The organism is uncultured Rhodospira sp., assembly GCF_937138205.1.
In the GTDB taxonomy this organism is placed as follows: domain Bacteria; phylum Pseudomonadota; class Alphaproteobacteria; order Rhodospirillales; family Rhodospirillaceae; genus Rhodospira.
In genome coordinates this window covers 1-25228 of sequence record NZ_CAKZOT010000011.1, presented here as the reverse complement: position 1 = coordinate 25228, position 25228 = coordinate 1, and the positions used below count along the sequence as shown (strand labels likewise).

General features: G+C 68.2%; 26 protein-coding genes. 13 read left to right on the top strand and 13 right to left on the bottom strand.

From position 1 onward, the window contains the following. Positions 1-195, top strand: a 195-nt coding sequence (locus Q0309_RS01635) for a hypothetical protein (protein ID WP_299436749.1), incomplete at its 5' end; no start/stop codon positions are given. 98 nt (positions 196-293) lie between these two features. Here the strand turns inward: Q0309_RS01635 and Q0309_RS01630 are convergent. Then, positions 294-599 carry a hypothetical protein gene (locus Q0309_RS01630; RefSeq protein ID WP_299436747.1) on the bottom strand — a complete coding sequence of 102 codons (306 nt, stop codon included), beginning with the start codon at positions 597-599 and terminating at the stop codon, positions 294-296. 235 nt (positions 600-834) lie between these two features. On the opposite strand from Q0309_RS01630, the gene Q0309_RS01625 reads away from it, so the two are divergent. Next, positions 835-1956, top strand: coding sequence for a PAS domain-containing sensor histidine kinase (locus Q0309_RS01625; protein ID WP_299436745.1), 1122 nt, complete (start codon positions 835-837; stop codon positions 1954-1956). A gap of 22 nt (positions 1957-1978) precedes the next feature. On the opposite strand, the gene nikR is transcribed toward Q0309_RS01625, so the two are convergent. Further along, positions 1979-2401 (bottom strand): nickel-responsive transcriptional regulator NikR, encoded by a 423-nt coding sequence (gene nikR, locus Q0309_RS01620; protein ID WP_299436743.1) that lies wholly within the window; start codon positions 2399-2401, stop codon positions 1979-1981. A gap of 222 nt (positions 2402-2623) precedes the next feature. On the opposite strand from nikR, the gene Q0309_RS01615 reads away from it, so the two are divergent. Both Q0309_RS01615 and Q0309_RS01610 read left to right on the top strand, forming a co-directional pair. Next, complete coding sequence (locus Q0309_RS01615) at positions 2624-3424, top strand: DUF4198 domain-containing protein (RefSeq protein ID WP_299436741.1); 801 nt, start codon at positions 2624-2626, stop codon at positions 3422-3424. Further along, complete coding sequence (locus Q0309_RS01610; RefSeq protein ID WP_299436739.1) at positions 3421-4029, top strand: hypothetical protein; 609 nt, start codon at positions 3421-3423, stop codon at positions 4027-4029. The genes Q0309_RS01615 and Q0309_RS01610 overlap by 4 nt, the downstream gene beginning before the upstream one ends. 24 nt (positions 4030-4053) lie before the next feature. Here the strand turns inward: Q0309_RS01610 and Q0309_RS01605 are convergent, their stop codons facing one another. From Q0309_RS01605 to Q0309_RS01555, 11 genes are all read right to left on the bottom strand, one after another. Beyond that, positions 4054-4659: a malonic semialdehyde reductase gene (locus Q0309_RS01605; RefSeq protein WP_299436737.1), complete on the bottom strand. Its 606-nt coding sequence runs from the start codon at positions 4657-4659 to the stop codon at positions 4054-4056. A gap of 214 nt (positions 4660-4873) precedes the next feature. Next, a complete protein-coding gene (locus Q0309_RS01600) occupies positions 4874-5944 on the bottom strand; it encodes a TerC/Alx family metal homeostasis membrane protein (protein WP_299436735.1) in 1071 nt (356 codons plus the stop codon). A 149-nt stretch (positions 5945-6093) separates the two neighbouring features. Then, on the bottom strand, positions 6094-6546 hold the full coding sequence (locus Q0309_RS01595) for a tellurite resistance TerB family protein (protein WP_299436733.1): 453 nt from the start codon (positions 6544-6546) through the stop codon (positions 6094-6096). A gap of 12 nt (positions 6547-6558) precedes the next feature. After that, positions 6559-7833 (bottom strand): TerD family protein, encoded by a 1275-nt coding sequence (locus Q0309_RS01590; RefSeq protein WP_299436731.1) that lies wholly within the window; start codon positions 7831-7833, stop codon positions 6559-6561. Positions 7834-7877: 44 nt separating this feature from the next. Next, complete coding sequence (locus Q0309_RS01585) at positions 7878-8456, bottom strand: TerD family protein (protein ID WP_299436729.1); 579 nt, start codon at positions 8454-8456, stop codon at positions 7878-7880. Between the two features lie 12 nt (positions 8457-8468). Beyond that, positions 8469-9047: a TerD family protein gene (locus Q0309_RS01580; protein ID WP_299436727.1), complete on the bottom strand. Its 579-nt coding sequence runs from the start codon at positions 9045-9047 to the stop codon at positions 8469-8471. 343 nt (positions 9048-9390) lie between these two features. Further along, positions 9391-10353 (bottom strand): HpcH/HpaI aldolase/citrate lyase family protein, encoded by a 963-nt coding sequence (locus Q0309_RS01575; protein WP_299436725.1) that lies wholly within the window; start codon positions 10351-10353, stop codon positions 9391-9393. Further along, positions 10350-11441, bottom strand: a complete 1092-nt coding sequence (locus Q0309_RS01570; RefSeq protein ID WP_299436723.1) for a cysteine protease StiP domain-containing protein — start codon at positions 11439-11441, stop codon at positions 10350-10352. The genes Q0309_RS01575 and Q0309_RS01570 overlap by 4 nt, the downstream gene beginning before the upstream one ends. Next, complete coding sequence (locus tag Q0309_RS01565; RefSeq protein WP_299436721.1) at positions 11438-12226, bottom strand: hypothetical protein; 789 nt, start codon at positions 12224-12226, stop codon at positions 11438-11440. The genes Q0309_RS01570 and Q0309_RS01565 overlap by 4 nt, the downstream gene beginning before the upstream one ends. Before the next feature lies 1 nt (position 12227). Next, positions 12228-13412, bottom strand: coding sequence for a phosphoribosyltransferase domain-containing protein (locus Q0309_RS01560; RefSeq protein WP_299436719.1), 1185 nt, complete (start codon positions 13410-13412; stop codon positions 12228-12230). A gap of 345 nt (positions 13413-13757) precedes the next feature. Continuing rightward, the gene (locus Q0309_RS01555; protein WP_299436717.1) at positions 13758-14921 is read right to left on the bottom strand and encodes an acyl-CoA dehydrogenase family protein; all 1164 of its coding nucleotides are present in this window, start codon (positions 14919-14921) and stop codon (positions 13758-13760) included. Between the two features lie 111 nt (positions 14922-15032). On the opposite strand from Q0309_RS01555, the gene Q0309_RS01550 reads away from it, so the two are divergent. The 9 genes from Q0309_RS01550 to Q0309_RS01510 all read left to right on the top strand — a co-directional run. Next, a complete protein-coding gene (locus tag Q0309_RS01550) occupies positions 15033-15752 on the top strand; it encodes a helix-turn-helix domain-containing protein (protein ID WP_299436715.1) in 720 nt (239 codons plus the stop codon). Positions 15753-15859: 107 nt separating this feature from the next. Further along, positions 15860-17821 (top strand): ATP-dependent zinc metalloprotease FtsH, encoded by a 1962-nt coding sequence (ftsH, locus tag Q0309_RS01545; protein WP_299436712.1) that lies wholly within the window; start codon positions 15860-15862, stop codon positions 17819-17821. Between the two features lie 324 nt (positions 17822-18145). Beyond that, entirely contained in the window at positions 18146-19525 is a 1380-nt protein-coding gene (gene gor, locus Q0309_RS01540) for a glutathione-disulfide reductase (protein ID WP_299436710.1), read from the top strand. A 580-nt stretch (positions 19526-20105) separates the two neighbouring features. Further along, positions 20106-20753, top strand: coding sequence for a VPLPA-CTERM sorting domain-containing protein (locus Q0309_RS01535; RefSeq protein ID WP_299436707.1), 648 nt, complete (start codon positions 20106-20108; stop codon positions 20751-20753). A gap of 885 nt (positions 20754-21638) precedes the next feature. After that, positions 21639-21893, top strand: coding sequence for a DUF4258 domain-containing protein (locus tag Q0309_RS01530; protein ID WP_299436704.1), 255 nt, complete (start codon positions 21639-21641; stop codon positions 21891-21893). Positions 21894-21895: 2 nt separating this feature from the next. Then, a complete protein-coding gene (locus Q0309_RS01525) occupies positions 21896-22087 on the top strand; it encodes a DUF2283 domain-containing protein (RefSeq protein ID WP_299436701.1) in 192 nt (63 codons plus the stop codon). Positions 22088-22237: 150 nt separating this feature from the next. Beyond that, the gene (locus Q0309_RS01520) at positions 22238-23368 is read left to right on the top strand and encodes an ABC transporter ATP-binding protein (RefSeq protein ID WP_299436698.1); all 1131 of its coding nucleotides are present in this window, start codon (positions 22238-22240) and stop codon (positions 23366-23368) included. Positions 23369-23397: 29 nt separating this feature from the next. Further along, positions 23398-24813, top strand: coding sequence for an aspartate aminotransferase family protein (locus Q0309_RS01515; protein WP_299436695.1), 1416 nt, complete (start codon positions 23398-23400; stop codon positions 24811-24813). Between the two features lie 80 nt (positions 24814-24893). After that, positions 24894-25228, top strand: a 335-nt coding sequence (locus Q0309_RS01510) for a hypothetical protein (protein WP_299436692.1), incomplete at its 3' end; no start/stop codon positions are given.

Sequence of the window (25228 nt, the reverse complement as noted above, 5' to 3'; positions counted from 1 at the left end):
GGCGACGCACCGCCTCGCGGCCGTCGCGGCCATCCGGTGCGTCGTCGGCGGCTTCGCCGCCTCCAGACGCACCCTACGGCTTGGGATACACGCATCACCCAGGCCCAACTCGACCCCGCCAACGGCGACAAGCGCACCCGAATTCCCAGCCGCCTGAACCGCCCGGCGCATTGGACGACCGCGCCGCCCGCCTGACCCTTTTTCTCCCTTTTGGAGGCGATCGTGCCATCGAGTAGGGGCACCGGTTGACCGGCACCCCTACTCGACAGATAGGTCGGCGAACGGGCGTGCGCTCAGTTGAACGCGCTGTGGCGGTGGCGGCGGCGGCCCAGGCGGCCGACCATCAGTAACAGCAGCCCGGTCAACGCGAACGCCACCCACGCCGGCAGCACCATGACGGTGGCGGCGATGACCTCGAGCCAGTGGTCGGGCGAGGCAAAGGCGCTGGCCGGCACCCCGGACAACAGCGTCCAGAGCTCGCCGGTAGCCAGTCCGGGGGGTGAACCTTGGCCTGGGCTCAGCGCCAGCACCGCCTCGGCCGACGCGGCCACCGAGGCGACACCCACCAGGCACCAGCCGAACAGACGGATCAGAATCATTGAGTCCTCGAACCCTGTTTGATTCATTGAAGGCCACATACCAGAATATGCCGCTAAACATCGGTGACGGCAAGGATTTTTTGCCTTAACAATTTATGAAAATTGTCAGATCGAAACGACCTGGCCAGCGGTCATGATGCTGTTTGCGGCGCCGGGCCGGGCGCCGGCGCGCTGGACGCCGCCGCCGCCAAAGCTATATTGGTTTCATCTCCTCGGACGTCCACGGATCAAGGCAATGGACGGGATTTTCAAGCCGCACAATGACTGGGATCCGGTCGATGTGCTGGCCGCCATCAACGACGCCTTGTTGACCGGCGTCTGCATCACCGACCGCACGGGACATTTCGTCAGTGTCTCGCGCGGCTGGTGCGCGATCTATGGTCTCCAGGAAGAGGACGCGCTGGGCCGCCATTTCACCATGGTCGTCCCCCCGGAGCAGCGGGAGGAGGCCACCCGGCTCCACGACGCCTTCATCCAGGGCGCCGAGGAGATCCCGGGCGAGTGGGAGGTGCTGCGTCCCGACGGCCGCCGCATCTGGATCCGCGTGGGCGCGGCGCGGTTCTTCGACGCCCACGGCGAGCCCTTCAAGGTCACCACGGTCGAGGACATCACCGCCCGCAAGCAGGCGGAACGCGCCCTGGCCGAAAGCCACGCCCGTCTGGAGCGCATCAACCGCGACAAGGACCGGCTGTTCTCCATCATCGGCCACGATCTCAAGGGGCCGTTCACGCCCATCCTGGGCTATTCGGAGGTGATGGCCTCGCTGGGCCAATCCCTCACGGTGCCCCAGGCGCTCGACTACGCCGGCCATATCCAGGAGGCCGCGACGCACGCGCTGGGCCTGCTGGAAACGCTGCTGGACTGGGCCCGGCTGCAGGGCGAGACGGGCACGCCGGACCCCGTCCAGCAGCCGCTCGGGCCGATCGTGGACGAGGCCGTCAAGGCGCTGGCCGCCGTGGCCCAGCGCAAGGGGATCACGGTTTCGGTCTCGGCGTCACCGGTCAAGGGGTGCGTGGACCGCTACATGTTGACGACCGCGATCCGCAATCTGGTCAGCAACGCCCTGAAGTTCACGCATGAGGGCGGGCGGGTCTCGGTCGCCGTCGAAACCGACCAGGGCGGCGATGTCCTGGTGCGCGTGGCCGACACGGGGATCGGCATGACGCCGGAGGTGCTGGCCAAGGTGCTCGGCGCGGGCGAGGCCCCGTCCACCGCCGGCACCGCCAATGAGATGGGCACCGGCCTCGGCCTGCGGGTATCAAGGGAACTGGTCGAGCGCCACAACGGCCGTCTGTCCGCCGAGAGCGTGCCGGGACAGGGCTCGACCTTCACCATCACGCTGCCGGCCGCGTGTTGAGGGTCTCCCGGGGCCATCGGCCTCACGCCGGATCACGCGCCACCGGGATCAACTGCAACCCGCCGTACCGCACCCCACGCTGGGTGGTGACGCTGTCGGCGAAGGCGCGCAGGTCGGCCGGCGTGCCGCGCAGGACCGCCACCTCCAGGCAAGAGCTGTGGTCCAGGTGGACATGCAGGGTGGCCACCGTCAGATCGTGGTGGTGGTGCTGGGTCTCGATCAGGCGGCGGCCGAGGTCGCGCCGGGCGTGGTCATAGACGTAGCTGAGCGCGCCCAGGCAGGGCGCCTCGCGCTCCTCGTGCGCGGTGTCGGGGTCGTCGACGCCGATCGCCTGACGCAGGATGTCGCGCACGGCCTCCGACCGGTTGGCGTAGCCGCGCCGGGCGATCAGGTCGTCGAGAGTGGTCAACAGGTCGCCGTCGATCGAGATGGTGACGCGTTCCATGTCCATGGCTCCGAAAGGGGGTCCATGCGCGGCCGCGGGCCGGCGCAAGCGGGGCGCGCCATGATGATCCGCCCGGCCGGTGCCCGCAACGGCGCGACACGCGGCGGCGGCCGGGCGCTTGACAGACGCCGGCACTCCGTGTGAGGTTTCTTCCCGTTCTTCATACGCGATGCCCTGTTCGTGGCCGCGCGCCCACTACTAAAACAACACGGGAGAGACGGAATGCCTGCGACACCGCGCCTGGGCCTGATGGCGGCCCTGACGGCGGCCCTGACGGTGGGATGGACGCTGCTGGCCATGCCGGCGGCCGCTCACTTCCAGGAACTGATCCCCGAGGCCGATGTCCTGCCCGAAGGCGGCGACGTCACCCTGGAGATGGTGTTCACCCATCCGGTCGACGGTGGGCCGGTCATGCCCATGGACACGCCGCGCCGCTTCGGCGTGGTGGCCGGCGGCGAGACCGTGGACCTGCTGGACTCGCTGGAGCCCCGCCCGATCGACGGCGTGCCGACCTGGACCGCCACCCACGCCCTGCCCGAGCCCGGCGCAGCGGTGTTCTTTGTCGAGCCCGCGCCCTATTGGGAGCCGGCCGAGGGCAAGTTCATCATCCACTACACCAAGGTCGTGGTCGACAGCTGGGCCTCGGGCGAGGGATGGGACACCATGGTCGGGCTGCCGGTGGAGATCGAGCCCCTGGTGCGCCCCACCGGTCTGTGGACCGGCAACACCTTTCGCGGGGTGGTGCTGAAGGACGGCGAACCGGTGCCCCATGCCGAGGTCGAGGTGGAGTTCATCAACGACGGCCGCGTCGATCCGCCCAACGACGCCTTCGTCACCCAGGTCATCAAGGCCGACGCGCACGGCGTGTTTGCCTACACCATGCCGCTGGCCGGCTGGTGGGGCTTCGCCGCGCTCACCGAAGCCGACCAGACGATGACCGCGCCTGACGGGCAAGAGGCACCGATCGAGGCCGGCGCGCTGATGTGGGTCAAGACCACCGACATGCCGCGCGTGGGGCAATGATCACCGCCAGCGTTCGCGCGGCGTGCCTGGGGCTGGTGCTTCTGCTGGGTCCGTTGGTCGGCCCGGCCGCCGCGCACAATATGAAGGTGTTCGCCACCGTCGAGGCGGGGGAGGTTTCGGGTTACGGCTTCTTCGTCGGCGGCGGCCGCGCGCGCAACGCGGCGGTAACGGCGACCACCGGCGACGGCCGGGTCGTCTTCGAGGGCACCGCCGACGCCGAGGGCCGGTTCTCATTCACACCGGAGGGGCCGGCCCCGCAGGGCGTGACCATCACTCTGAAGGTGGGCGACGGACACATGGCGTCCATCACCCTGGACGGGGACCGCTTCGGCGGGGCCGCGCCACCGTCCTCGCCCTCCCCGACCGCCGCCGTCACGACGCCCGCGCCTCAGGACCAGCCGGACCCGACGGACGAGCGTCTGGCGGCGCTGATCGAGGCCCGGGTCGAGGCGGCGGTCGCCCGCCAGATCCGCCCGCTGCTGGAGGCGCAGGCCGAGGCCGAGGCCCGCATCCGCGTCAAGGACATCGCCGGCGGCCTGGGCATGATCCTGGGCTTGGTCGGCATCGCCCTGTGGGCGCTGTCGCGGCGCCGCGACCGGACGTGATCCGGCCGCGCCGGGCTCCCACGCCTACACCACCTGGCACATGTCGTCGAACGCGGGACGCGGCGCGCGGGGGAACAGCTTGCCCGGATCGCCGTATCCCAGGTTGACCAGGAAGTTCGACCGCCACGTCGTGCCGTCCAGGAACGCCTCGTCGACCTTGGCGTTGTCGAAGCCGCTCATGGGGCCGCAGTCCAGGCCCAGGGCGCGCGCGGCCATGATCAGATAGGCGCCCTGAAGCGTGCCGTTGCGGAAGGCCGTCTCGCGGGCGAAGTCGTCCTTGCCCTCGAACCAGCTCTTGGCGTCCGCGTGCGGGAACAACGCGGGAAGCTTTTGATAGAATTCCAGGTCGTAGCACACGATCACCGTGACCGGCGCGGCCATGGTCTTGTCGCGGTTACCCTCCATCAGGCACGGCGCGAGCTTTTCCTTGGCGGCGCGGCTGCGGACGAACAGGAACCGGCCCGGCTGGCAGTTGGCGCTGGTCGGCGCCATCTTCAGCAGGTCGTACAGGCGCCGAAGTGTTGCCTCGTCGATGTCGCCGGACCGCCAGTTGGAATGGGTCCGCGCGCTCTCGAACAGCACATCAAGGGCCGGCGCGTCGAGCGCGCGTTTCGTGGGATCGTCGAGCATCGGGGTCTCCTCTTGGTTCCGGGGAACAGGCGTTGCCGCCCGATCACGTCGGGACAAGAGGTTGGGCGGCACCCCCGCGCAATCAAGGCCGGGCAATCAAGGCCGGGCAAGCTGGGGAGGGCGCACACCTCCACTCCTCGCGGTCAAACAAGTCTGGTGACGCCGCTCCGGCCGTGCGTTTCAACGCGGTCGACGGGGGCGCCCTGTCCGTCCGTTACGGCGTCTCCTCCGCGCGCGCGTCCCGACCATCCTCCGGCGTGCCCTGGGGGTCTTCGACCGGCTTTTGCTCCCCGGGCCAGATGAACGATGCGACGATCCCCGCGCCCAGCGTGCCCAGCACCACCAGCAGGCTCACGTTGGGACTGATATGCAGGACGTGCCAGTCGAACACATGCTCGGTGGCCTGCAACGCCAGCTTGGCGGCGATGAAGAACAGCAGCGCGATCACCGCCTTTTCCAGGTGCACCAGGTAGCGCGTCAACGCGGCCAGCACGAAGTACAGCGACCGCAGGCCCAGCACGGCGAAGATCATGGCCGCGTAGACCAACAGCGGCTCCTGCGTCACGGCGATGACGGCGGGCACCGAGTCAAAGGCGAACATCACGTCCGACGTCTCGATGACCATCAGGCACAGAAAGGCCGGGGTGACGAACAGCGAGGCATCCTTGGGAATCTCGATGCTGGGGTCGGCCTTCTTCAGGTCCTGCACCAGGCCCCGCGTAACGAAGAACCGCTCGGCGTGCAGGCGCGGGAAGATCGGCATGACCCGCCGCGTCAGGCGCACCGACCAATGATCGGAGTAGTCAACGAGATTCTCGTCCTGATCGCGCGCCGCGAGCATCTTCCAGCCCGACCAGGCGACGGCCAGGGCGAACAGGTAGCCCACCCACGGCGCCATGTAGTACAGGCCGGTCCCGGCGGCGACGAAGATGCCGCGGAACACCAGGGCGCCGATGATCCCCCAGTACAGAATGCGGTGCTGCAGGGCGCCCCTGATGTTGAACGACGCGAAGATGGCCATGAACACCATCAGGTTGTCCACGGACAGGGACTTCTCCAACGCCCAGCCCGCCAGGTACAGGTCGGCCCACTCCTTGTCGAAGCGGACCCACAGGTACCCGTAGAAGGCCACGGCCAGACCGATCCAGAAGCTGGACCAGAGGCTGGCGTCCAGGATCGAGATCTCCTTCGTGTGGCGGTGGGCGAACAGGTCCATGAACACCGAAAAGCCGATGACCACGAAGAAGATGATGAGGGTCTCGACGGGAAAACCGAAATGCTCCATGGGGCGATTTCCTTGGGGTCGTCACGGGGCCGAAGACATGGAGGGCGGAGCCACGCGACCGCCAGGATCAACATGATCCCACGCGATCGTGTCACTCCGCCCTGGTCGACCCGCTGGAGCGGGCGTGCAATGGCGCGTCTGTGTCCGGATCAGAGCCCGAAGTCGGCGGGATTGAGCCCCAGTTCAGAGCACATCCGGCGCACCACTTCCTTCTCGCTCGGGTCGAAATCGCCGTCGGCGGCGCCGATGGCGCAGCAGACGCGCACCACGAGCTGGGCCTGGGGCTTGTCGCGGAACTTGCCGATCACCTGCATGGCCTCGCCGGTGCCGATGGCCGGGTCGAACTCGAACTTCTCGACGTACTTCTGGAAGATCTTGATGACGTCGTTCTGATTGAAGACCTTGAGCTGGTCCGAGGACTTCATGTAGCCCATCATCTTCTGCTTTTCCTCGGGCGAGATGACGCCGTCGGCGAACGCCACCATGGCGCACCCGGCCACCACGGCCTCCAGGAAGTCCTTGGATTTGAACTTGGTCACCTCGGCGTTGAGCGTTTCCCGCGCCTCGGTCACATTTCGTTTCAGCCAGTCCGTGAATGACATTGTCGTGATCCCTCAGTCTTTTGAGCCGGCGGTCCAGCGCAGACCCCAGCCGTAGGCCTCGTCCATGTCCCGGTGGCCCCGGAAGTACCGCTCTTCCTTGGTGACCCTCAGGGTTCCGCCGATGTTTTCGATCAGGGCGATGGCGCACATGCCAAAGCCCGAGCGTGGATTGTCCAGCCGCACCTCGATGTCCGGCTGGCCGGGCACCCGCACGGTGGCGATGCCATCGGCCGCCGCCCAGTTGGGCGCGCCTTCATAAATGAACGCATACACGAGAATGCGAGAGATGGCCGTGATCCGGTCGCCGTTGATGCGGATCGTCTCGCCCTGGGCCAGGGCGCCGGTGCGGTCGTCGCCGGCGTGGCGGATGAACGGCGGGCCGTCGTAGCGGCCCCAGCTTTCCCCGAGCGCCTGCACGGCGCCCTTGTCGCCGTCCCGCAGGTCCCACAGACAGCCCAGGTCCAGGTCGATGCCCCGGTTGCGGCCGCCGCCCAGATTGCCGAGCCCGCCGAACAGGCCCCGGGACGGCTGGGCCGACTGCTGCTGCGGCTGCTCGTTCCAGTTCAGGTTGAAGATGATCTCGCCGTAGCCGGCCGCGCCCGCCTTCTTGTCCAGGGACACCGACTGGCCCCGTTTCTCCAGCGTGACCTTGGAGAGATTGACCGAAGACGGGGCGGGCTCCGGCGCGGGCGGCGGGGGCGCCGGTTGCGGGGGGGCACTCGCCGCCTCGTCCTCGGCGATATCGACGCCGTATTGCCGGGCCAGCGGCGCCAACCCGCCGGCGAAGCCCTGGCCCACGGCGCGGACCTTCCAGGCGTCGTTGCGGCGGTAGACCTTCATCAGGGTGATGGCGGTCTCCGACATGCCGCCGGTGGACAGGTCGAAGCGGGCGACCTCCGTGCCGGCGGCCATGACGCGCGCGACCACCCCGGACAGGCTCGAGAACTTTTGCCCCCGGGTCTGTCCCTCGTGGATGGTCAGGCAGATGTCGATCGACTGCACCGTCGGCGGCACCGCCGGCAGGTCGATCTCGAACCCCTGGATATCCCCGGGCACGCCGGTCGACAGGGTGGGAAGGAAGCGCACCGTCCCGCCGGGACCCTGGGCGGCCCCGTAGAACACGAAGTGCTCGTCCGACAGCACCGTGCCGTCGGCCCCGATCATGAAGGCCGACGCGTCGATCTCCATGCCGGCGGGCGCCGCCGGGGCCCATCCGATCGCCACCCCGATCGTCCCATCGCCCGGGATGGCCGTGTTGGCGCCCGGCACCAGGGCAACAGCGCTCATGCGTGCCTTCCCTTCCTTGTCGTTGCTCTGCGACCGGCGGCGGCCTACAGGGCGGCCGTGATCGCCGGCATCATGTCATGGAACGTGCGGCCAGATGTCTTCTCGCCGACGGCGTGCAGCTTCCAATCGCCGCTGTGGCGATAAAGGCGGGCCATGACCAGACCGGTGTGAGACCCGGCCTCGCTCAGCGTGAACTTGGCCAGCTCCTCGCCGGTCGTGTCGTCGACCACCCGGCAGAACGCGTTGGCGATGCTGTTGAAGTCCTGCCCGGTGAAGGAGTTCACCGTGAACACCAGCGAGGAGACATTGGCCGGCAGGTTCGACAGGTCGACCTTGATGACCTCGTCATCGCCCTCGCCCGCGCCGGTCCGGTTGTCGCCGGTGTGGACGATGGCGCCTTTCATGCCCTTGAGCTGGCGGAACCAGATCTGGTCCACCATGGTCTTCGACTCGTCGAACACCAGGCACGACGCATCCAGGTCGACCTCGCCGCCGCCCATCAGCTTGCCGAGGAACCCGCCCTTCTTGGCCACGTCCCAGCCGAGGCCCATGAAGATGCGGGTCAGGCTGCCGCCGTCCTTGGACAGGCTGACCTTCTGCCCCTTGGTCAGGGAGACACTCATGCGGTCCTCCCGTTAGCCGATGTTGACGCCGTAGTTCTTGGCGAGGGGGCCGAGGCCGCCCGCGAAGCCCTGGCCGACGGCCTTGAACTTCCACTCGCTGCCGTGGCGGTAGATCTCGCCGAAGATCAGCGCGGTCTCGGTGGAGTAGTCCTCCGACAGGTCGTAGCGGGCGATTTCCTTGTTGTCCGCCTTGTTCACCACGCGGATGAAGGCGTTGGCCACCTGGCCGAAGTTCTGCTTGCGCGCCTCGGGCTCGTGGATGGTGACCGTGAAGGCGATCTTGTTCACGTCGGCGGGCACCCTGGACAGGTCGATGGAGACGACCTCGTCGTCGCCCTCGCCGACGCCGGTGGTGTTGTCGCCCAGGTGCTCGACCGAGCCGTCGGTGGACTTCAGGTTGTTGTAGAAGATGAAGTCGGTGTCGGCGCGGACCTTGCCGCCTTCGTTCAGCAGGAACGCCGAGGCGTCAAGGTCAAACGCGGACCCGTCGGTGACACGGGGATCCCAGCCCAGACCGACATTGACGGCGGTCAGGCCCGGGGCTTCCTTGCTAAGCGAGACGTTGCCGCCCTTGGACAGCGAAACGGCCATGGGAGTCCTCCTAAGTCATGCTGAGATGAAACAGGGATTTCAGGCCCACGCGGACGCGGGGGCGCGAGGGAAAACGGGGACCCGTGGCCCCGTCTTCTATGATCGTGCCAACGCCGGGCGGCGAAAGTGTGTTGGCGCCGAAAAAGCGTGTCAAGTGACAATCACCCGGATTCACTCGTTTACGTAGCAATTCTCGCGCGCGACACAGGCCGCCTCGTGCCTTGACTTGGCAGGGTCATCCGGCGCACGAGCGCGGTCCGCGTCCGTGCCCCCCGTATTTAGGTGGCCGGATGGCCGTTGGCCAGACACAGAATGCATCGATTAGCGTCGAGAGCCGCCGGGCTCAGGGCAGAGCCAGCCGCCGCCCCAGGGGGGCGTCCTGGGGCGTGTCCCGGGAGGCGTCCCGGGGGGCCGCCGGCTCGGTGTCCGGCGGTTCGATGCCGAAGGCCTCCGCCCGCTCGACGATCATGCGGGCCCAGCGGGTGTGGGTGGCCGGCTCGCACATGACGCGGTCCACCTGGAAGACGGCCTTGGCGTGCGGATCGAGGATCCGGCGCGCGGCCTCCACGTCGCCGCGCGGCACGCGGTAGCCTTGTTCAATCGGCTCGATCTGGGCGGGGTGGATGGCGCTCTTGCTCATCAGGCCGTGATCCAGGTCGCGCGAGACCTCCGCCCGCAGGGTGTCCAGGTCGCCGAAGTCGTCGAACACCGGCGCCGTGACGGCGAACCCGAACGGGTGGAACGCGGCCACCAGGGACGCCACCACGGGTCCGGCGGCGGTGTCGTAGATGGTGCGCCCCGGGCGTCGGCGGATGCCGAGCAGATTGAGGATATCGTTGCCGCCGACCCGGATGGCGAGGATGCGCGGCCGCAGCTCGGACGCCTGCAGCCACGCCCGCAGCGCCACCATGGCCCCCGGGTCGAACACGTCGGGCGTCTCCAGGGTGGGCATCAGGGTGAAGCCGTCGGGCACCTGGGCGGCGTACGCCGTCAGGCTGTCCACCGTCGACTTGGGCAGCACGAACCCGGCGACACGCTCGATGCCCGGCATGGCCAGGATGCGGTCCAGCACCTCCGGCGAGCGCGGCCGGACGAACACCCGCGGCCCGTCGTCCCGCAGGCGGGGCAGGCTGTCGCTCAAGCTCTCCAGCGCGGCCTGGACCTGAGCCGGATGCACGCTGTCCTCGGTGCAGACGATGACCGAGCGCACGTTGGGCAGCCGCTCGCCGTTGGCCACGGCGGCGACATCGGGCCGCGTCGCCGGCACATAGAGCGTGGCGCCCAGGCGGAGGTACTGTGGCGTCATCCGGGTCCCAAGGTCTTGATGATGGCGCAGGCGCCGTATGGCAGATCGGGGTCGATGTCGGGGGTGATGCCCTTGGCGGCGGCCAGGGTCAAGAGATGGGCGAGGTCGGCCGTGCCGGCGTCGCGCACGAACAGCCGGTGCGGCACGCGGCGCAAGAGCGCCCGCGTGGCCTCGCCGATGCCGGGCTTGACGCGGTTGCGGTCTCCCACGCCGGTCCGCGCCAGCATGTCTTCGACGAACGCCGCCGAGACGCGCGCCGCTTCTTCCCGCCGCGCCGGGTCCCACTGGGCTGGCGCCGCCGCGTCCAGGTGGGCGCGCACGTCGTCCATCTGCGCGTCCACATACCAACGGCTGAGGTCGTGCGGCGCCAGATGGTCCAGCACCACGCAGCCATGGAAGTCCCCGGGGCCGACCACCGCGTCCGACAGCACGCTGCGGCTGACCAACCCGGAGATGATGCCGTTGAGGATGGCCGACGGGATCACGTAATCCTCGTCCCCGGCCGCCAGATCGGCCACCCCGGCTAGGTCGGACAGCACGCACAGCGGCGCGGCGGCCAACTCGGGGCAGTCGCGGGCGGTGCTGCGGCTCAACTCGCCGCGAATGGCGCCCTTGCCGGTCCAGCCGTCGATGAACACCACGTCGGACGCGGTGTGCCGGGCGAGGATGGCCCGCATGGCCGTCAGGTCCAGGCCCCGGTCGCGGATGATCGACACCGAGTAGTGCACGGCCGAGCGGCCGAGGATCTCCAGCGTGCGGCGCAGCAGCACGCCGATGGGCGTGCCGGCCCGCGCCAGGCTGACCAGCACCACCTCGCGCCCCGGCCGGTCGGCCAGCGCCTTGGCGAGGCTGGCCACGTCGCGGCCCACCCGCGCGCGGTTGGCGTCGAAGGCCCGGCGGAAGGTCTCCATGTAGGCCGGCGGCGGCGGTTCCTCCGGGCTGAGCATCTCGGAATAGTGCCGGCGGCCGCTCTGGATTTCGGCTTCCTTGGTGTCGACGTCGACCGTGGGCATGACCACCGGCTTCAGCAGGAACGTCACGTCCCCCGGCGCGTAGCTGCCGCTGAAGGCGGAGGCGAGGTGCGTCATGCGGCGTCCTCCGACCCCTCTTGGGGATCATGGGCCGCCGCCGGCTGGGTCCAGCGCGCGAACAGGTCGGCGATCTGCGTGCCCCGGGGCGTCAGGGCATAGTCGCACAGCGCCATGTACCCCAGGTCGGTCAGGCTGTCGCCGACGCCGATGGTCAGCAGGGGCTGATGACCGTCCACCTCCCGCAGCGCGTCCATGACGAAGCGAACCGCGTGCGCCTTGCCCAGGAAGGGCGGCAGCAGCGCCATGTTCGACCCGTTTCGGTGAATGGTCCATCCGGCGGGCATGTGCGGCGCCATCGCCTCGGCCAGCCGTGCCGTCTCGGCACCGGACCCGGCGTTGTGCTTGACCGACAGGTACAGGGGCAGGCCGGCGTCATCGATGACGCGGTGACGCACGTCGATGCCCAGGGCCTCGGCCCGTTGTCGGGTCGCGGCGTGCAGGGTGTCGAGCGCTGGCGCCGCCGCTGGGGCCGCCGCCGCCATGCGGCCGTGCCACGCCGGGTCCGGCGTTCCATCGGCATTGAGCACCACCCCGCCGAAGGAGCAGATGGCGCGGTCGCCGAAGTCCAGGGTGACGCGCCGGAACGCCTGCACGTTGCGGCCGGTCACCGGGATCACCCGCGCGCCGTCGCTCAGCCAGTCCAGCAGGCTGGCCTGCCGATCCGACTGGAACGACAGCGGCGCGCCCTGCCCGTCGACCGCCGCCAGCCGGGTGGCCGTGGGGTCCTTCCGCGCGGTCTGAAAGAGGGTATCGTCGAGATCGACGAAGACGACGCGCCCCATGTCATGCCTGGTCCGGTTGGAGATGGACGGGGTTGAAATGGACGGGCTCGCCGGACACCGCTTCGATCAGGCGGTGCTGCGCCGTCGACGGCGGGGTTTCGTAGCAGATCAGGACGCGATCATACTGTCCGGCCTGGATGCCGTAAAGAAAGTTGGGGATTGCGTCCTCGTAGGCGTCCGGGAACTCCAGGGCATCGGCGATCGCACCCCCCGGCAGGATCGGCGAGCGCGTGGACGCCTGCACGCGGACCTCCGCTCCCATGGCTTCCAGCCGGCGGGCGAGTTGGTAGGGCGGATAGACGAACTCGCCGGTGCCCAGCACCAGGATGCGCTCGCCCGGGCGGGTGGTGAGGGCCTCGACGTGCGGCGGCAGGGACGGTGGCGCGCGCAGGCCGAGCCGCCCCCAGTTGCCCGGCAGCAGGTGATCCTTCGGCGCGCCGTTGCCCGTGACGTGAGGCTGGATCGGCGGCGGCGCGTCCGACGGCGCGAACGAGAACCGGCCTTGCAGCAGCGAGACGAACACCGCGTCGACGGGCAGCCGCCCGGCGACGGCGGCGCGCCGCTCCGCGCCCATCCAGTCGGTGATGGTCACGCAGGCGAGGGTTTGCAGGCGCGGCATGGCCGACCGGCAGGCCTGCGTCAGCGCCACGAACGTCGCTCCGGTCGAGGCCTCGTCGTCCACCAGGACGAGGCTGCGCGCCTCGGCCAACAGCGCCCGGGTGTCGGCGCCAGCGGGCCAGTACAACAGGTGCTCGGTGGCGTGGCTGTGGGATTCGTCGAACGTGCCCAGCAGAGGATGGTCCAGGCGATACCGCGTCGAGTGCAGGAACAGCGCGTCGTCGCGGCCGGTCCTCTCCCGCCACGCCGCGTGCACGCCCTGCCCGAGGGCGACCGCCGTTTCCGCCAGGCCGATCACCACCACCGGCCCCGGCAGGTCCCCGGGCAGCTTGGCGGCGAGGCGCGCATGAACGTCGTGCAGGGTCGCGGGGGCGACGGGCAGGTGCCGCCCCAGCACCCGGCTGACGAACAGGAACGGCCGCTTCGGATTGCGCCGGCTGGCGAACCCGCACAGCGCGGTCAGCGGCAGGTCGCTGTGCTCGGTGTCGACGCGCAGCGTGCCGCCGGCCAGCGGAACGGACACGGACTGGGTGGGGGGCACGGCGGCGGACAGCGGCGGATCGAGCATCGGCTGGGCGGACCTCCTTCGGGCGGGGGCGGAGGCCTCGCCACGCCGGCGCCGGTCGGGCGTCTCGCCTTTCTCGTCCCCGCCCTCTTTGAGCATGACCGCCGCCACCAAAGCAAGGCGGGCCGGATGTGCCGGTCCGGCCCGCCCCGCCCATTCTCGCGCCCCTTATACCAGCCGACGATAGGATTGACTCGTGCGACCTTCACGATGCCCAGCCGGCGTTGTTGAGTCTTTGTTTTTTTTCGCCGCGGCGCCCCTTCGGGGCGCGCGGCTCCGCCGCTTCGCGGCGCCGGCGCGTTCGCGCCGGCCGCCCTCCGAAAAGGTCACCCTTTTCGTCGGTCGGTATTACGCGGCCTTGCGCGCCTGGTCCGGCGCCGCGCCGGTCACCGGATCCAACCCCAGCGACAGACGGCCGCAGAACAGGTGCTGTTTCTTCTCGGGCAGCGGATGGAAGCGTGCCCCCTGCACATCGCGCAGGAACCGTTCCAGCCCCATCTTGCGGAAGTAGCCGCCCCCGCCCGCCAGTTCCAGCGCCTTGGTGGCCGCCGCGATGGAGGCGTTGGCGGCCAGCGTCTTGCGCGTCAACACGTCGGCGGCCAGCGCCGCGCTCGGCGTGAACGCATAACCCTCAGCCATGTCGATCATGGCGTCCGTCGCGATCCCGGCGGTGGTCAGCGCGTTGCCCAGTTCCCCGGCGAGGATCTGGGTCAGCTGATCGTCGGCGCGCGACCGCGCGGCCTCCAGCGCGATCTCGCCGGCCCGCTCCGCCGTGCCCCGGTAGACCGAGGAGATCAACGGCATGGCGACGGTCAGAATCACGGCGAACGCCGGGTGGAACGGGGCGCGCGGGCGCCGCAACACGACCGCCTCCTCCGGCACGAACACGCCGTCGAGCCGCACGGTCTGCGAGCCGGTGCCGCGCATCCCCATTGTGCGCCAGTCGTCCTTCAACTCGATGCCCTCGGCGCTCAGAGGCACCGGGAAATGCAGCACCTGCGGGCCGCCCTCGGCACCGTCGAAGGCGGCCGAGGTGACCATCATGTCGGCCACCGGCGAGCCGCTGGCGAACGGCTTGACGGCGAAGACGCGGTAGCCGCCGGGCACGGGCTCGACAGTCCCGTTGGACTCCAGCCAGTCGTTGGCGCCGGTGCTGACCAGGACGAGTTCGTGCGCGGCGACCTTTTCCGGCAACGCGGCACCGGCGCGGCCGGCCTGGTGGTTGGCGACCGCCGCCGCGACCAGATGCTGGTGCATCGACAATGCCAGCGCCGTCGACGGACAGGCCCGCGCCAGCCCGCGCAGGAAGGCGCACATCTCGCGGTGTGTCGCGCCGCCGCCGCCCATCTCCGTCGGAACGAGCGCCGAGAAGACCCGGGCCTCGCGCAGCCGGTCGTAATGCTCGGCGACGAAGGTGTCCTGGGCGTCGTGCTCGGCCGCGCCAGCCGCGACACCGGGGCCAAGTTCGTCAAGAACGCGCGTCAGGTCAATTCGGTCAGTCATGGTCGGCATGGGGATGTCCTCCCTTTGCTGTGTCTGGGACCAGCCTGCGCGGCGATGCATGTTGGAACAACTTCAGGATCTGAAGTTGCCGACGGTCAGACGAACGCCCATGTGTCGGGCATGACGACGTCAAGCGGATATGGACAGTACTGCCCGATCGCGGTCACGGCGGAGATCGTGGCCGAACGCTGGACTCCGCTCGTTCTGCGGGCGCTGTGCATGGGGGCGACGCGGTACTCAGAGATCCGCGAAAGCGTGCCGCGCATGTCCACGGCCCTGCTGGCGCGGCGGCTGGACGAACTGGAACACGCGCAGATCATCACGCGAGAGAAAGCGGCCTCCGGGCACGGGCACGTCTATCGCCTGACGCCGGCCGGCGAGGCCCTGTTCCCGGTGCTGGAGCAGATGGGGGTGTGGGCGCAGCAATGGCTACGGCACGAGATCACCCGGCCGGAAAACCTCAACCCGTACCTGTTGATGTGGGAGATCCGGCGCCATGTGCGGGACTCCCAGGGGCTCCAGGATGACCGCAAGGTGGTGTATTTTCGCCTGGATGGCGTGACCGCGTCGAAACGCCAATACTGGCTGGTGTTCGAGTCGGACGACATCGACATCTGTACGCGTGACCCGGGCTTTGATGTGGATCTCTGGGTCTCGGGGCATATCCGGCACGTTGTCGAGGTCTGGCTCGGCCACATCGGGCTCGAGGCGGCACTGGAAGATGGCCGGCTCCACCTCGACGGACCGACGGCGGAACGCCGACGATTTCGCGACTGGTTCGTGCTTAGCCATTTCGCCACCGCCAGCGGCAGCGCACCCGAGTCCCCAGCCAGCGGATGACCCCGCTGCGGTCCGCGCGCGGCGTCGGGGCGGTTTGTTGGAACCCCGACCCGCGAGACCGCGTTGTTTTGCCGATGGAGACTCACCCTCTCAGGAGGCAGACGACCATGGCGCTTCCCTCATTCGGGCGCGACAAGACGCCCGACGACCGCAAGGCCCGTCCGGAGACCGAGCGCGACGACACCCGCGCACGATCAGGCAAAGACGGCGACTCGGATCAACGCTGGTGGAACGATCTGAACGTCCGCTATGCGATCGCCGCGCTGTCCGCGTTCCTGATCTTCCAGATCTGGTGGGGTCTGCAGAACCCGGTGACGGAACTGGACTACAGCCGCTTCCAGAGCCTGCTGGCCGAGGGTCAGATCGAACGGGTCGCCGTCTCCAACGACACCATCGCCGGCACCCTGGCCAAGCCCCTGGAGGAGGGCGGGCCGACGCGGTTCACGACCACCCGCATCGACCCGGATTTCGCCGCCGATCTGAAGCAATACGACGTCGCCTATGACGGCCGCATCGAAAGCGATTTCCTCGCCAACATGCTGTCGTGGCTGATCCCCTTCGCCATCATCTTCGGCCTGTGGTGGTTCGCCATCCGGCGCATGGCCGCCCAGCAGCAGCAGGGCATGGGCGGGCTGATGCAGATCGGCAAGAGCAAGGCCAAGATCTACATGGAGCGCGACACCGGCACCCGCTTCGACGACGTGGCCGGCATCCAGGAGGCCAAGCACGAGCTGGAGGAGACGGTCTCGTTCCTGTCCGACCCCAAGCACTACGGCCGCCTGGGCGCGCGCCAGCCCAAGGGGATCCTTCTGGCCGGACCGCCCGGCACCGGCAAGACCCTGCTGGCCCGCGCGGTGGCCGGCGAGGCCGGCGTGCCGTTCATCAAGATTTCCGGCTCGGAGTTCGTCGAGATGTTCGTCGGCGTCGGTGCCTCCCGCGTGCGCGACATGTTCGAACAGGCCAAGGAACACGCGCCCTGCATCATCTTCATTGATGAGCTGGATGCCCTGGGCCAGGCGCGCGGCAGTGGCGGCGGCATGGCCGGCGGCGGCCACGACGAGAAGGAACAGACGCTCAACCAGCTTCTGAACGAGATGGACGGGTTCGACCCGCGCACGGAAATCGTCGTGCTGGCGGCCACCAACCAACCGCAGTCGCTGGACCCGGCGCTGATGCGCGCCGGCCGGTTTGACCGCCAGGTTCTGGTCGACCGCCCGGACCGCAAGGGCCGCCGGCAAATCCTGGACGTGCATGTCCGCAAGGTCACCCTGGCCGACGACGTCGATCTCGATCAGGTGGCCGGCCTGACCCCGGGCTTCACGGGGGCCGACCTGGAGAACCTGGTCAACGAGGCGGCCATCGTCGCCACGCGCGAGGATGCCCCGGCGGTGACGCTGGATCACTTCACCAGCGCCATCGAACGCATCGTCGCCGGCCTGGAACACAAGAGCCGCATTCTCAAGGACGACGAACGCCGCGTCATCGCCCACCACGAGATGGGCCACGCCATCGTCGCCCGCGTGCTGCCGGGCGTCGACCCGGTGCACAAGATCTCGATCATCCCGCGCGGCATGGGGGCCTTGGGCTTCACCATGCAACGGCCGACCGAAGACCGCTACCTGATGCGCGAAGACGAGTTGGAGAACCGCATGACGGTCCTGTTCGGCGGCCGCGCGGCGGAGATGGTCCTGTTCGATCGGGTGACCACCGGGGCGTCCGACGACATCAACAAGGCCACCGACATCGCCCGCCAAGTGGTCACGCAGTACGGCATGGATAGCGACCTGGGGCCGGTGGCCTACGAGGAGCCGCGCCAGGACTTCCTGTCCCAGCAACTCGGCCCCCGGCGCGCCTATGCCGACGACACGGCGCAGCGCATCGACGCCGCCGTGCGGGCACGGGTCCAGACCGCGCTGGACCGCGCCAAGACGATCCTGGAGGCCAACCGGCAGGTCCTGGAAAACGGCGCTGCCCGCCTGCTGGAGGATGAGACCCTGGAGGGCGAGGCCATGGACGCGGTGCTGTCCGAGGCCCGCCTGCCGGCGCGTCTGGACCGCAACGCGGCCTGATGCCAGCCGACCGAAGTCATGACTCGTCGCCATTCGCCGGGCGCGGTGCCGGCGCGGGAGATCCCTCGGCTCGCTGTCGCTCGCTCGGGATGACGTATGTTTTTGTTTTTAATAAACTTATCTGTCATCCCGAAGCGTCCGTCAGGACGCGAGGGATCTCCCAACGTGGCGTGTCGACGGTCCGGAAAACGTGTCACGGTTTCCGTCGCCGGGTATAAGACGCGCCATGACCCGCCGGCTCGCGCCATGGGCCGGCCGGGGTTGCCATGACGGCCGGATTGCGCCAGATCCGGCGGGGTTCCCCTGACAGGAAAGGCCGGACGCATGGCGAGCTACGATTACGACCTGATCACCCTCGGCGCCGGATCCGGGGGCGTGCGCGCCAGCCGCGTCGCCGCCAGCCAGTACGGCGCCCGCGTCGCCATCGTCGAATCCAGCCGCGTTGGCGGCACCTGCGTCATGCGCGGCTGCGTGCCCAAGAAGCTGCTGGTCTACGGCGCGCACGTCGCCGAGGAGCTGGAGGACGCCGTCGGCTACGGCTGGACCGTCGACGGCGCCCGGCACGACTGGGGCGCGCTGATCGCCAACAAGAACACCGAACTGCAACGCCTGGAGGGCGTCTACCACCGCCTCCTGCGCGATGCTGGCGTGACGCTGCTGGAGGGACGCGGGCGCATCGTCGACCCGCACACCGTCGAGGTGGACGGCAAGACCTATACCGCAGGCCATATCCTGATCGCCGTCGGCGGCCGGCCCATCCTGCCCGACATCCCCGGCATCGAGCACGCCATCACGTCGAATGAGGCGCTGGACCTGCCGGCCCGCCCCGACCGTATCGTCATTGTGGGCGGCGGCTACATCGCCGTCGAGTTCGCCGGCATCTTCAACGCCCTTGGCTCGCGCGTGACGGAGGCGATCCGCGCCGGCCAGATCCTGCGCGGCTTCGATGAGGATGTGCGCTCGACGCTGGCCGCCGAGATGGAGAAGAAGGGCATCCGCATCCGCCGCGAATGCCAGATCCAATCGATCGAGAAATGCGAGGACGGCAGCCTGTCGCTGCTCAACAACTGCGCCGAGGAAATGCGGGCGGACGCCGTCATGTATGCGACCGGCCGTGCGCCCAACACCGAGGGCCTGGGGCTGGACGCCGTCGGCATCGAGACCGCCCAGGGCGGCGCCGTCGTCGTCGACCAGTACAGCCGCACCTCGGTCGACTCGATTTCCGCCATCGGCGATGTCACCGACCGCGTCAACCTGACCCCGGTGGCCATCAAGGAAGGTATGGCCTTCGTCGCCACGGTGTTTGGTGACACACCGACGGCGGTCGATTACGACGCCATCCCGTCCGCCGTGTTCAGCCAGCCCCCCATCGGCACGGTCGGGCTGATGGAGGGCGAGGCGCGGACGCGCGAGCCGGTGGACGTCTACCTGTCGCGCTTCCGGCCCATGAAAGCCACCCTGTCCGGCCGCGACGAACGGGCGATGATGAAGCTGATCGTCTCGCGCGAGACGGACCGCGTGCTGGGCGCGCACATGGTCGGCGCCGACGCGCCGGAGATCATTCAGGGGATCGGCATCGCCATGAAGGCCGGGGCCACAAAGGCGCACTTCGACGCCACCGTGGGCATCCACCCGACGGCGGCCGAGGAGTTCGTGACCATGCGCGAGCCGGTGCCCGACCCCTCGTTCGAGCATACGGAGTAGCGGAGTAGGCTCGGCGCCGAGTCGGGCGTCGCCCCCGCATCTGGTGACAAACCCCAGGACGAGCCGGCAAGGCCGGACGTTCGGTGCGCGCCGCATCTGCGGCGTTGGCAAAAACTGTTGCGCTTGCAACATGAACCGGGCGACATCTGAGGCTGCGACTCGATCTCTTGTCAGATCGGCGGGGCCAACCCCGCCCCTGTCAGGGACGCCAACTCCTCCTGTTTTTGGGTGACAACGTCTTCATGACGCTCTTTTACTGAGCGATTCGGTCATCCAGTTCAAGGCCGCCTCCACCAGATGGTGGAGTTGGTTCCGTGCTGTCGGCGCGCGCGGGCCAGCCAGTTCCACCTTTCGGTGGACTCACCATGTGGTGGATAGAATTCAATCTAATTTTCGGCAATCCTCGACATTGAGAGTGAGCGGGGAGAGTGAGCAGGTGGGTGGTACCCGATGAGGGGGCTGCCTCTCGCGTTTTCGCATCGTTTAAACATGACGGACATGACACATCGAGAATTGCCCTGGGGTGACCGAAGAACTCAGAGCCTCAAGACACACGGGACAGGACACGAGGAGTATTACCATGAAGATGACAGGTTATCTCTCCGCGACGGTGGTCGGCCTCGCCCTGGCGTTTGGCGTGTCGAGCGGTGCTCAGGCCGCGTGGATCACGCCGACGACCGTGTACTGGGCGGACACTGACAATGACGTTAATGATCCGTCTCGCGAAGATCCCAGCAATGTGGATGTCGCTGGCGATGGCAAGTTCCTCAGCATCGGCTATCATGACTGGGCGGTGTTCGATTTCGGTCGCGAGTTTGTTCCGACGACCGACGGCGTTGTCATCGAGACGACCTATACCTGCAACGACACGAACGGTGACGGCAGGTGCAACAACTGGCCCGAGTCAGTTGACGTGTATGCCATCGCGGACTGGGATTCCACGGGTTTCGATGATACCGACCCCCTTACGGGTGGCACCACGGGTGCTGATTGGTTCTTCATCACGGACATCCCGAATGCCGATGCCCAGGGCGGGGCCATGTTCTCGGTCACCGAGCCGTTCCGCTTCCTCGCGCTGGTCGATACATCCGACAAGCAGCAGGACGGTTTCGACGTCGACTACATCGCCGTCGCCCCGCTGCCCGCCGCCGCGTGGTTCCTGCTGACGGCCATTGGCGGTCTGTTCGGTGGTCGCTGGCTGAAGGGCCGCAAGGGCGCCACGGCGTAAGACAGCACGGCCGACGCCGCTCTTGTTTTCAGACGGCGTCCGTTTGATATCCATTCTGGTTCGAAGTGCGCCGCCCGTCTCCTCCCCCCATGATCGGGGAGGAGACGGGGGTGTGATTCGTGGCGCACAAAACCATTGTTTTCGGCGCCCCGCTCCCGTCGGGATGGCAGTTGTGTCTGTGCCATACAAGACAATGTCATCCTGAACGGGTCGGAAGGGGCAGAGGGATCGCGGGACACAACAAGAAAAGGGTCCGGCGAACGAGTCACCTCAAACGTCTGGCGGCAAGATACAGGAACTCCTGGTGCAGCGACGCCGTCAAGGGCTTCACCCTTGACGGCAAACGTCGCTGCACAACTTTATGAATCTGGTGCATTTTCAATCCAGGCAATGATGCTCATTGCATCTTTTGTCTGGATCAATGCAGGAGGACGGATCGCGTCCCATTTGAGCCGCCCGGCGGACCAAATGGGAGGCGAGACCTCGCCCTTACTCTTTGACTTGGGGCAGATTCGTGAACACTCTGAAACACGAGGTGATTCAGAGCGTTCACGGCCGGTCAGATTCTCGGCCGATGGCAGCCTTGTGGAGGTCGTCGTTCTGGATGTCGCGAAGCAGGGCGCCTGGCCGATGCGGCCACGGGACGCCGCAAGACCGGCAGGACTGTAGGGTGCGCCTGAGAGGCCGCGTAGCGGCCGACGGCGCACCGCTGAATAGCCAGACGGTGCGTCGTCGGCGGTAAGAGTGCCGTAGGGTGCGCCTGAGAGGCCGCGTAGCGGCCGACGGCGCACCGCTGAATAGCCAGACGGTGCGTCGTCGGCGGTTTCACCGTCTCCAGACGCACCCTACGATCGGGCGGCGGATGCAAGAGTGCAGAGACGGTCCATGTTCAGTCGGCGCTTTCAGCGGGAGGTTCGCCTCACTCGGCACGCTCGCGACCGAATGTCGGATCGGGCGATAACCGTCGATATGCTGGTGGATGTCCTGGAAACGGGCGACGTCCGATGGAAGGATGATATCAGGGGATGGATTGCGAAACATGTGCCCGAGCGTGAAGACAATCTGATCTGCTTGGTGGTGGTGCTGGAGGACGCGGTCGTCATCAAGACCGTAATGCATCATTTCGAGTGGGAGGCGTGATCATGCGGACTCAGTATGACCCGGACGATGACATCCTCACTCTGCGGCTGTCCGACAAGCCCATTGTGCGGGAAGTCTCGCAGGATTGGTCCACGCACGTCAGTTTCGCCGCCGATGGCAGCCTTGTGGAGGTCGTCGTTCTGGATGCCGCGAAGCAGGGCGCCTGGCCGATGCGGCCACGGGACGCCGCATGACCGGCAGAAGCGTAGGGTGCGCCTGAGAGGCCGCGTCGCGGCCGACGGCGCACCGCTGAACGGCCGGACGGTGCGTCGTCGGCGGTTTCACCGCCGCCAGACGCACCCTACAATCTCGACTGACAGACACCCGCGTATGGACCCCCGCCCATGACCGATGCCAACGCCACCCACGCCGTCGACCTTCAGGGCGTCGAGAAACGCTTCGGCCCCTTCGTGGCCGTGCAAAAGACCGACCTGACGGTGCCCGAGGGCTCGTTCGTCACCCTGCTCGGCCCGTCCGGCTGCGGCAAGACCACGACCCTGCGCATGATCGCCGGCCTGCTGGATCCGACCGAGGGCGACATTCGCGTCAAGGGCCGCTCGGTCACGTCGGTTCCCATCCACAAGCGCAACCTGGGGCTGGTGTTCCAGAACTACGCCCTGTTCCCGCACAAGAGCGTCTTCGACAACGTCGCCTTCGGCCTGAAGTACCGCGACGTGCCCAAGGCCGAGGTCACCAAGCGGGTGCGCGAGGCGCTGGCCTTGGTGCAACTCCCCCATGTCGAGGACCGCCGCCCGATCCAGCTTTCGGGCGGCCAACAACAGCGCATCGCCCTGGCCCGGGCCATCGTCATTCAGCCCGATGTGTTGCTGCTCGACGAACCGCTTTCGGCGCTGGACGCCAACCTGCGCGAGGAAATGCGCGTCGAACTGAAGCGCATCCAGCGCGAACTGGGCATCGCCACGGTGTTCGTCACGCATGATCAGTCCGAGGCGCTGGCCATGTCCGACCAGGTGGTGGTGATGAACCAGGGCTGGGTCGAGCAGGTCGGCCCACCCGACCAAGTCTACAACGAGCCGGCCAGCGCGTTTGTCGCCGACTTCCTCGGTCATTCGAACATCCTGGCCGGGCGGGTGGCCGGTGAGGACGGCGGCTTCGTCAAGGTGATCACCGACGCTGGCGCGTCGATCCTGAGCCACACCCGCGACCGCGCCGGCCGGCCGGAAGGCGAGCGGGTGCGGTTGGTCATGCGCGCCGAACGCCTGCTGCTGGCCGAGCGCCACGACCCGGCGCCCGGCCACAGCCTGATGCGCGGGCGGGTGCGCACCGTGGACTACCTGGGCCAGAGCGCGCGGTATTTCCTCACCACCATCGGCGACGACGGCGATCCCGGCGCGGGCGTCGATCTGCAGGCCATCAACCCCATCGACCGCGCCCCCTTCCCCGAGGGCGCCGAGGTCTGGATCCGCGTGCGCGGCGACGACTGCGTGCTGCTGGACGGGGACAGCGACGCGTGATCCGCCCTGTCTCTGGTGAAAGGCATCCCATGGAACACGGACCCTATCACCCCACGCCCGTCCCGGAGGCGCCGCCGGACTACGCCCCCGCCGTGCCGGACATGGACGCCGGACCGGCCCGCTCGCACCTGTTCTATCAGTCGCGCCAACGCCGGCCGCTGCTCGACCGGGCGCGGGGCGTGCACATGTGGGACGTCACCGGCAAGCGGTATCTGGACGGCTCGTCGGGGGCGATGGTCAGCAACATCGGCCATTCCGACCCGGTGGTGCTGGAGGCCATGCGGGCGCAGATGGAGAAGTCCACGTTCGGCTACCGCCTGCATTTCGAGAACGCGCCGGCCGAACAGCTCGCCCGGCTGGTGGCCGACCTCAGTCCGGAGGGCATGGACCGCGTGTTCTTCGTCTCGGGTGGGTCTGAGGCGGTGGAAAGCTGCCTGAAGCTGGCGCGGCAGTACGCGCTGGCCATCGGCGAGGCGACGCGGTTCAAGGTGATCGCGCGCTATCCCAGCTATCACGGCGCCACGCTGGGCGCGTTGGCCCTGACCGGCTACACGACCATGACGGCGCCGTTCGCGCCCATGATGCACGAAATGCCGAAGATCCCGGCGCCCACCTGCTATCTGGATCGCGACGGCCTGACCATGGAGGAGCGCGGCCGGCGCTACGCCGACATGCTGGAGGCGGAGATCCTGCGCCAGGGGCCGGACACCGTGCTGGCGTTCATCATGGAGCCGGTCGGCGGGGCCTCGACCGGCGCCCTGGTGGCGCCCGACAGCTACTATCCGCGCATCCGCGAGATCTGCGATCACTACGGCGTGCTGCTGATCCATGACGAGGTGATGACCGGCGCCGGCCGCACCGGTCGCTTCCTGGCCGCCGAGCACTGGGACCTGAAGCCGGACCTGATGGCGCTGTCCAAGGGCTTCGCCGCCGGGTACGCGCCGCTGGGGGCGGTCGTGGCGTCCGACACCATGGTCGAGGCGGTGATGGAGCACGGCGGCTTCATCCACGGCTACACCTACGCCGGCAACCCGCTGGCCTGCGCCGCCGGGCTGGCGGTGCTGAAGGAGACCGTGCGCCGCGACCTGCCCGGCAACGCGGCACATATCGGCGATCTGTTGAAGGCACGGCTGGAGGGGCTGAAGGACCGCTTCGGCTTCATCGGCGACGTGCGCGGCAAGGGCCTGCTGCTGGCGGTCGAGCTGGTGGCCGACCGCGAGACCATGGAGCCGCTGCCGCCGGAGAAGATGGCGGCGGCGCGGCTGGTGGACCTGGCCTACGACCGGGGGCTCATCATCTATTGGCGCCGCACCCGGGGCGGGTATGTGGGCGATCACGTCATGGTCTGCCCGCCGCTGATCCTGACCGAACCCGAAATCGACGAGATCATGGATCCGCTGGAAGAAGCGCTGGTCGTGCTGGGGCGGGAGTTGGGGATGGCGTAGGGTGGACTGGCGCGACACCGACGGCAAAGGTATGATGCGCGCCGCCTCGTCCCCATTCCGTGCGGCGGAGTCGCTTGCCCATGCCGGAGTCCGCGCCTACAGTTGGTATTGCGTTGGAAAGCTTCAGTTGGGTTCCGGTGTTGCCGTGGGCCAGTGATTGGATCGGCGTTGTCGGGCTGATTCTGACGCTGGCCGGGCTTGTGTGGTCCATCGTGATGGCCACTCGCGCCCGTAGCGCGGCCGTTCAAGCCAAGGAGGCCGCCCGCGCCGCCGCCGAGGCCGTGGTGCGCCACCAGGAAACGCTCGGGATCGAGGTGGCGATCGGCAAGGTGGGCGACCTGATCACGCTCTACACCTCGAACAAGCGCCATGCGGTGCCGGACAAGCTGGATTGGCTCATCGACTTCCTGGACCG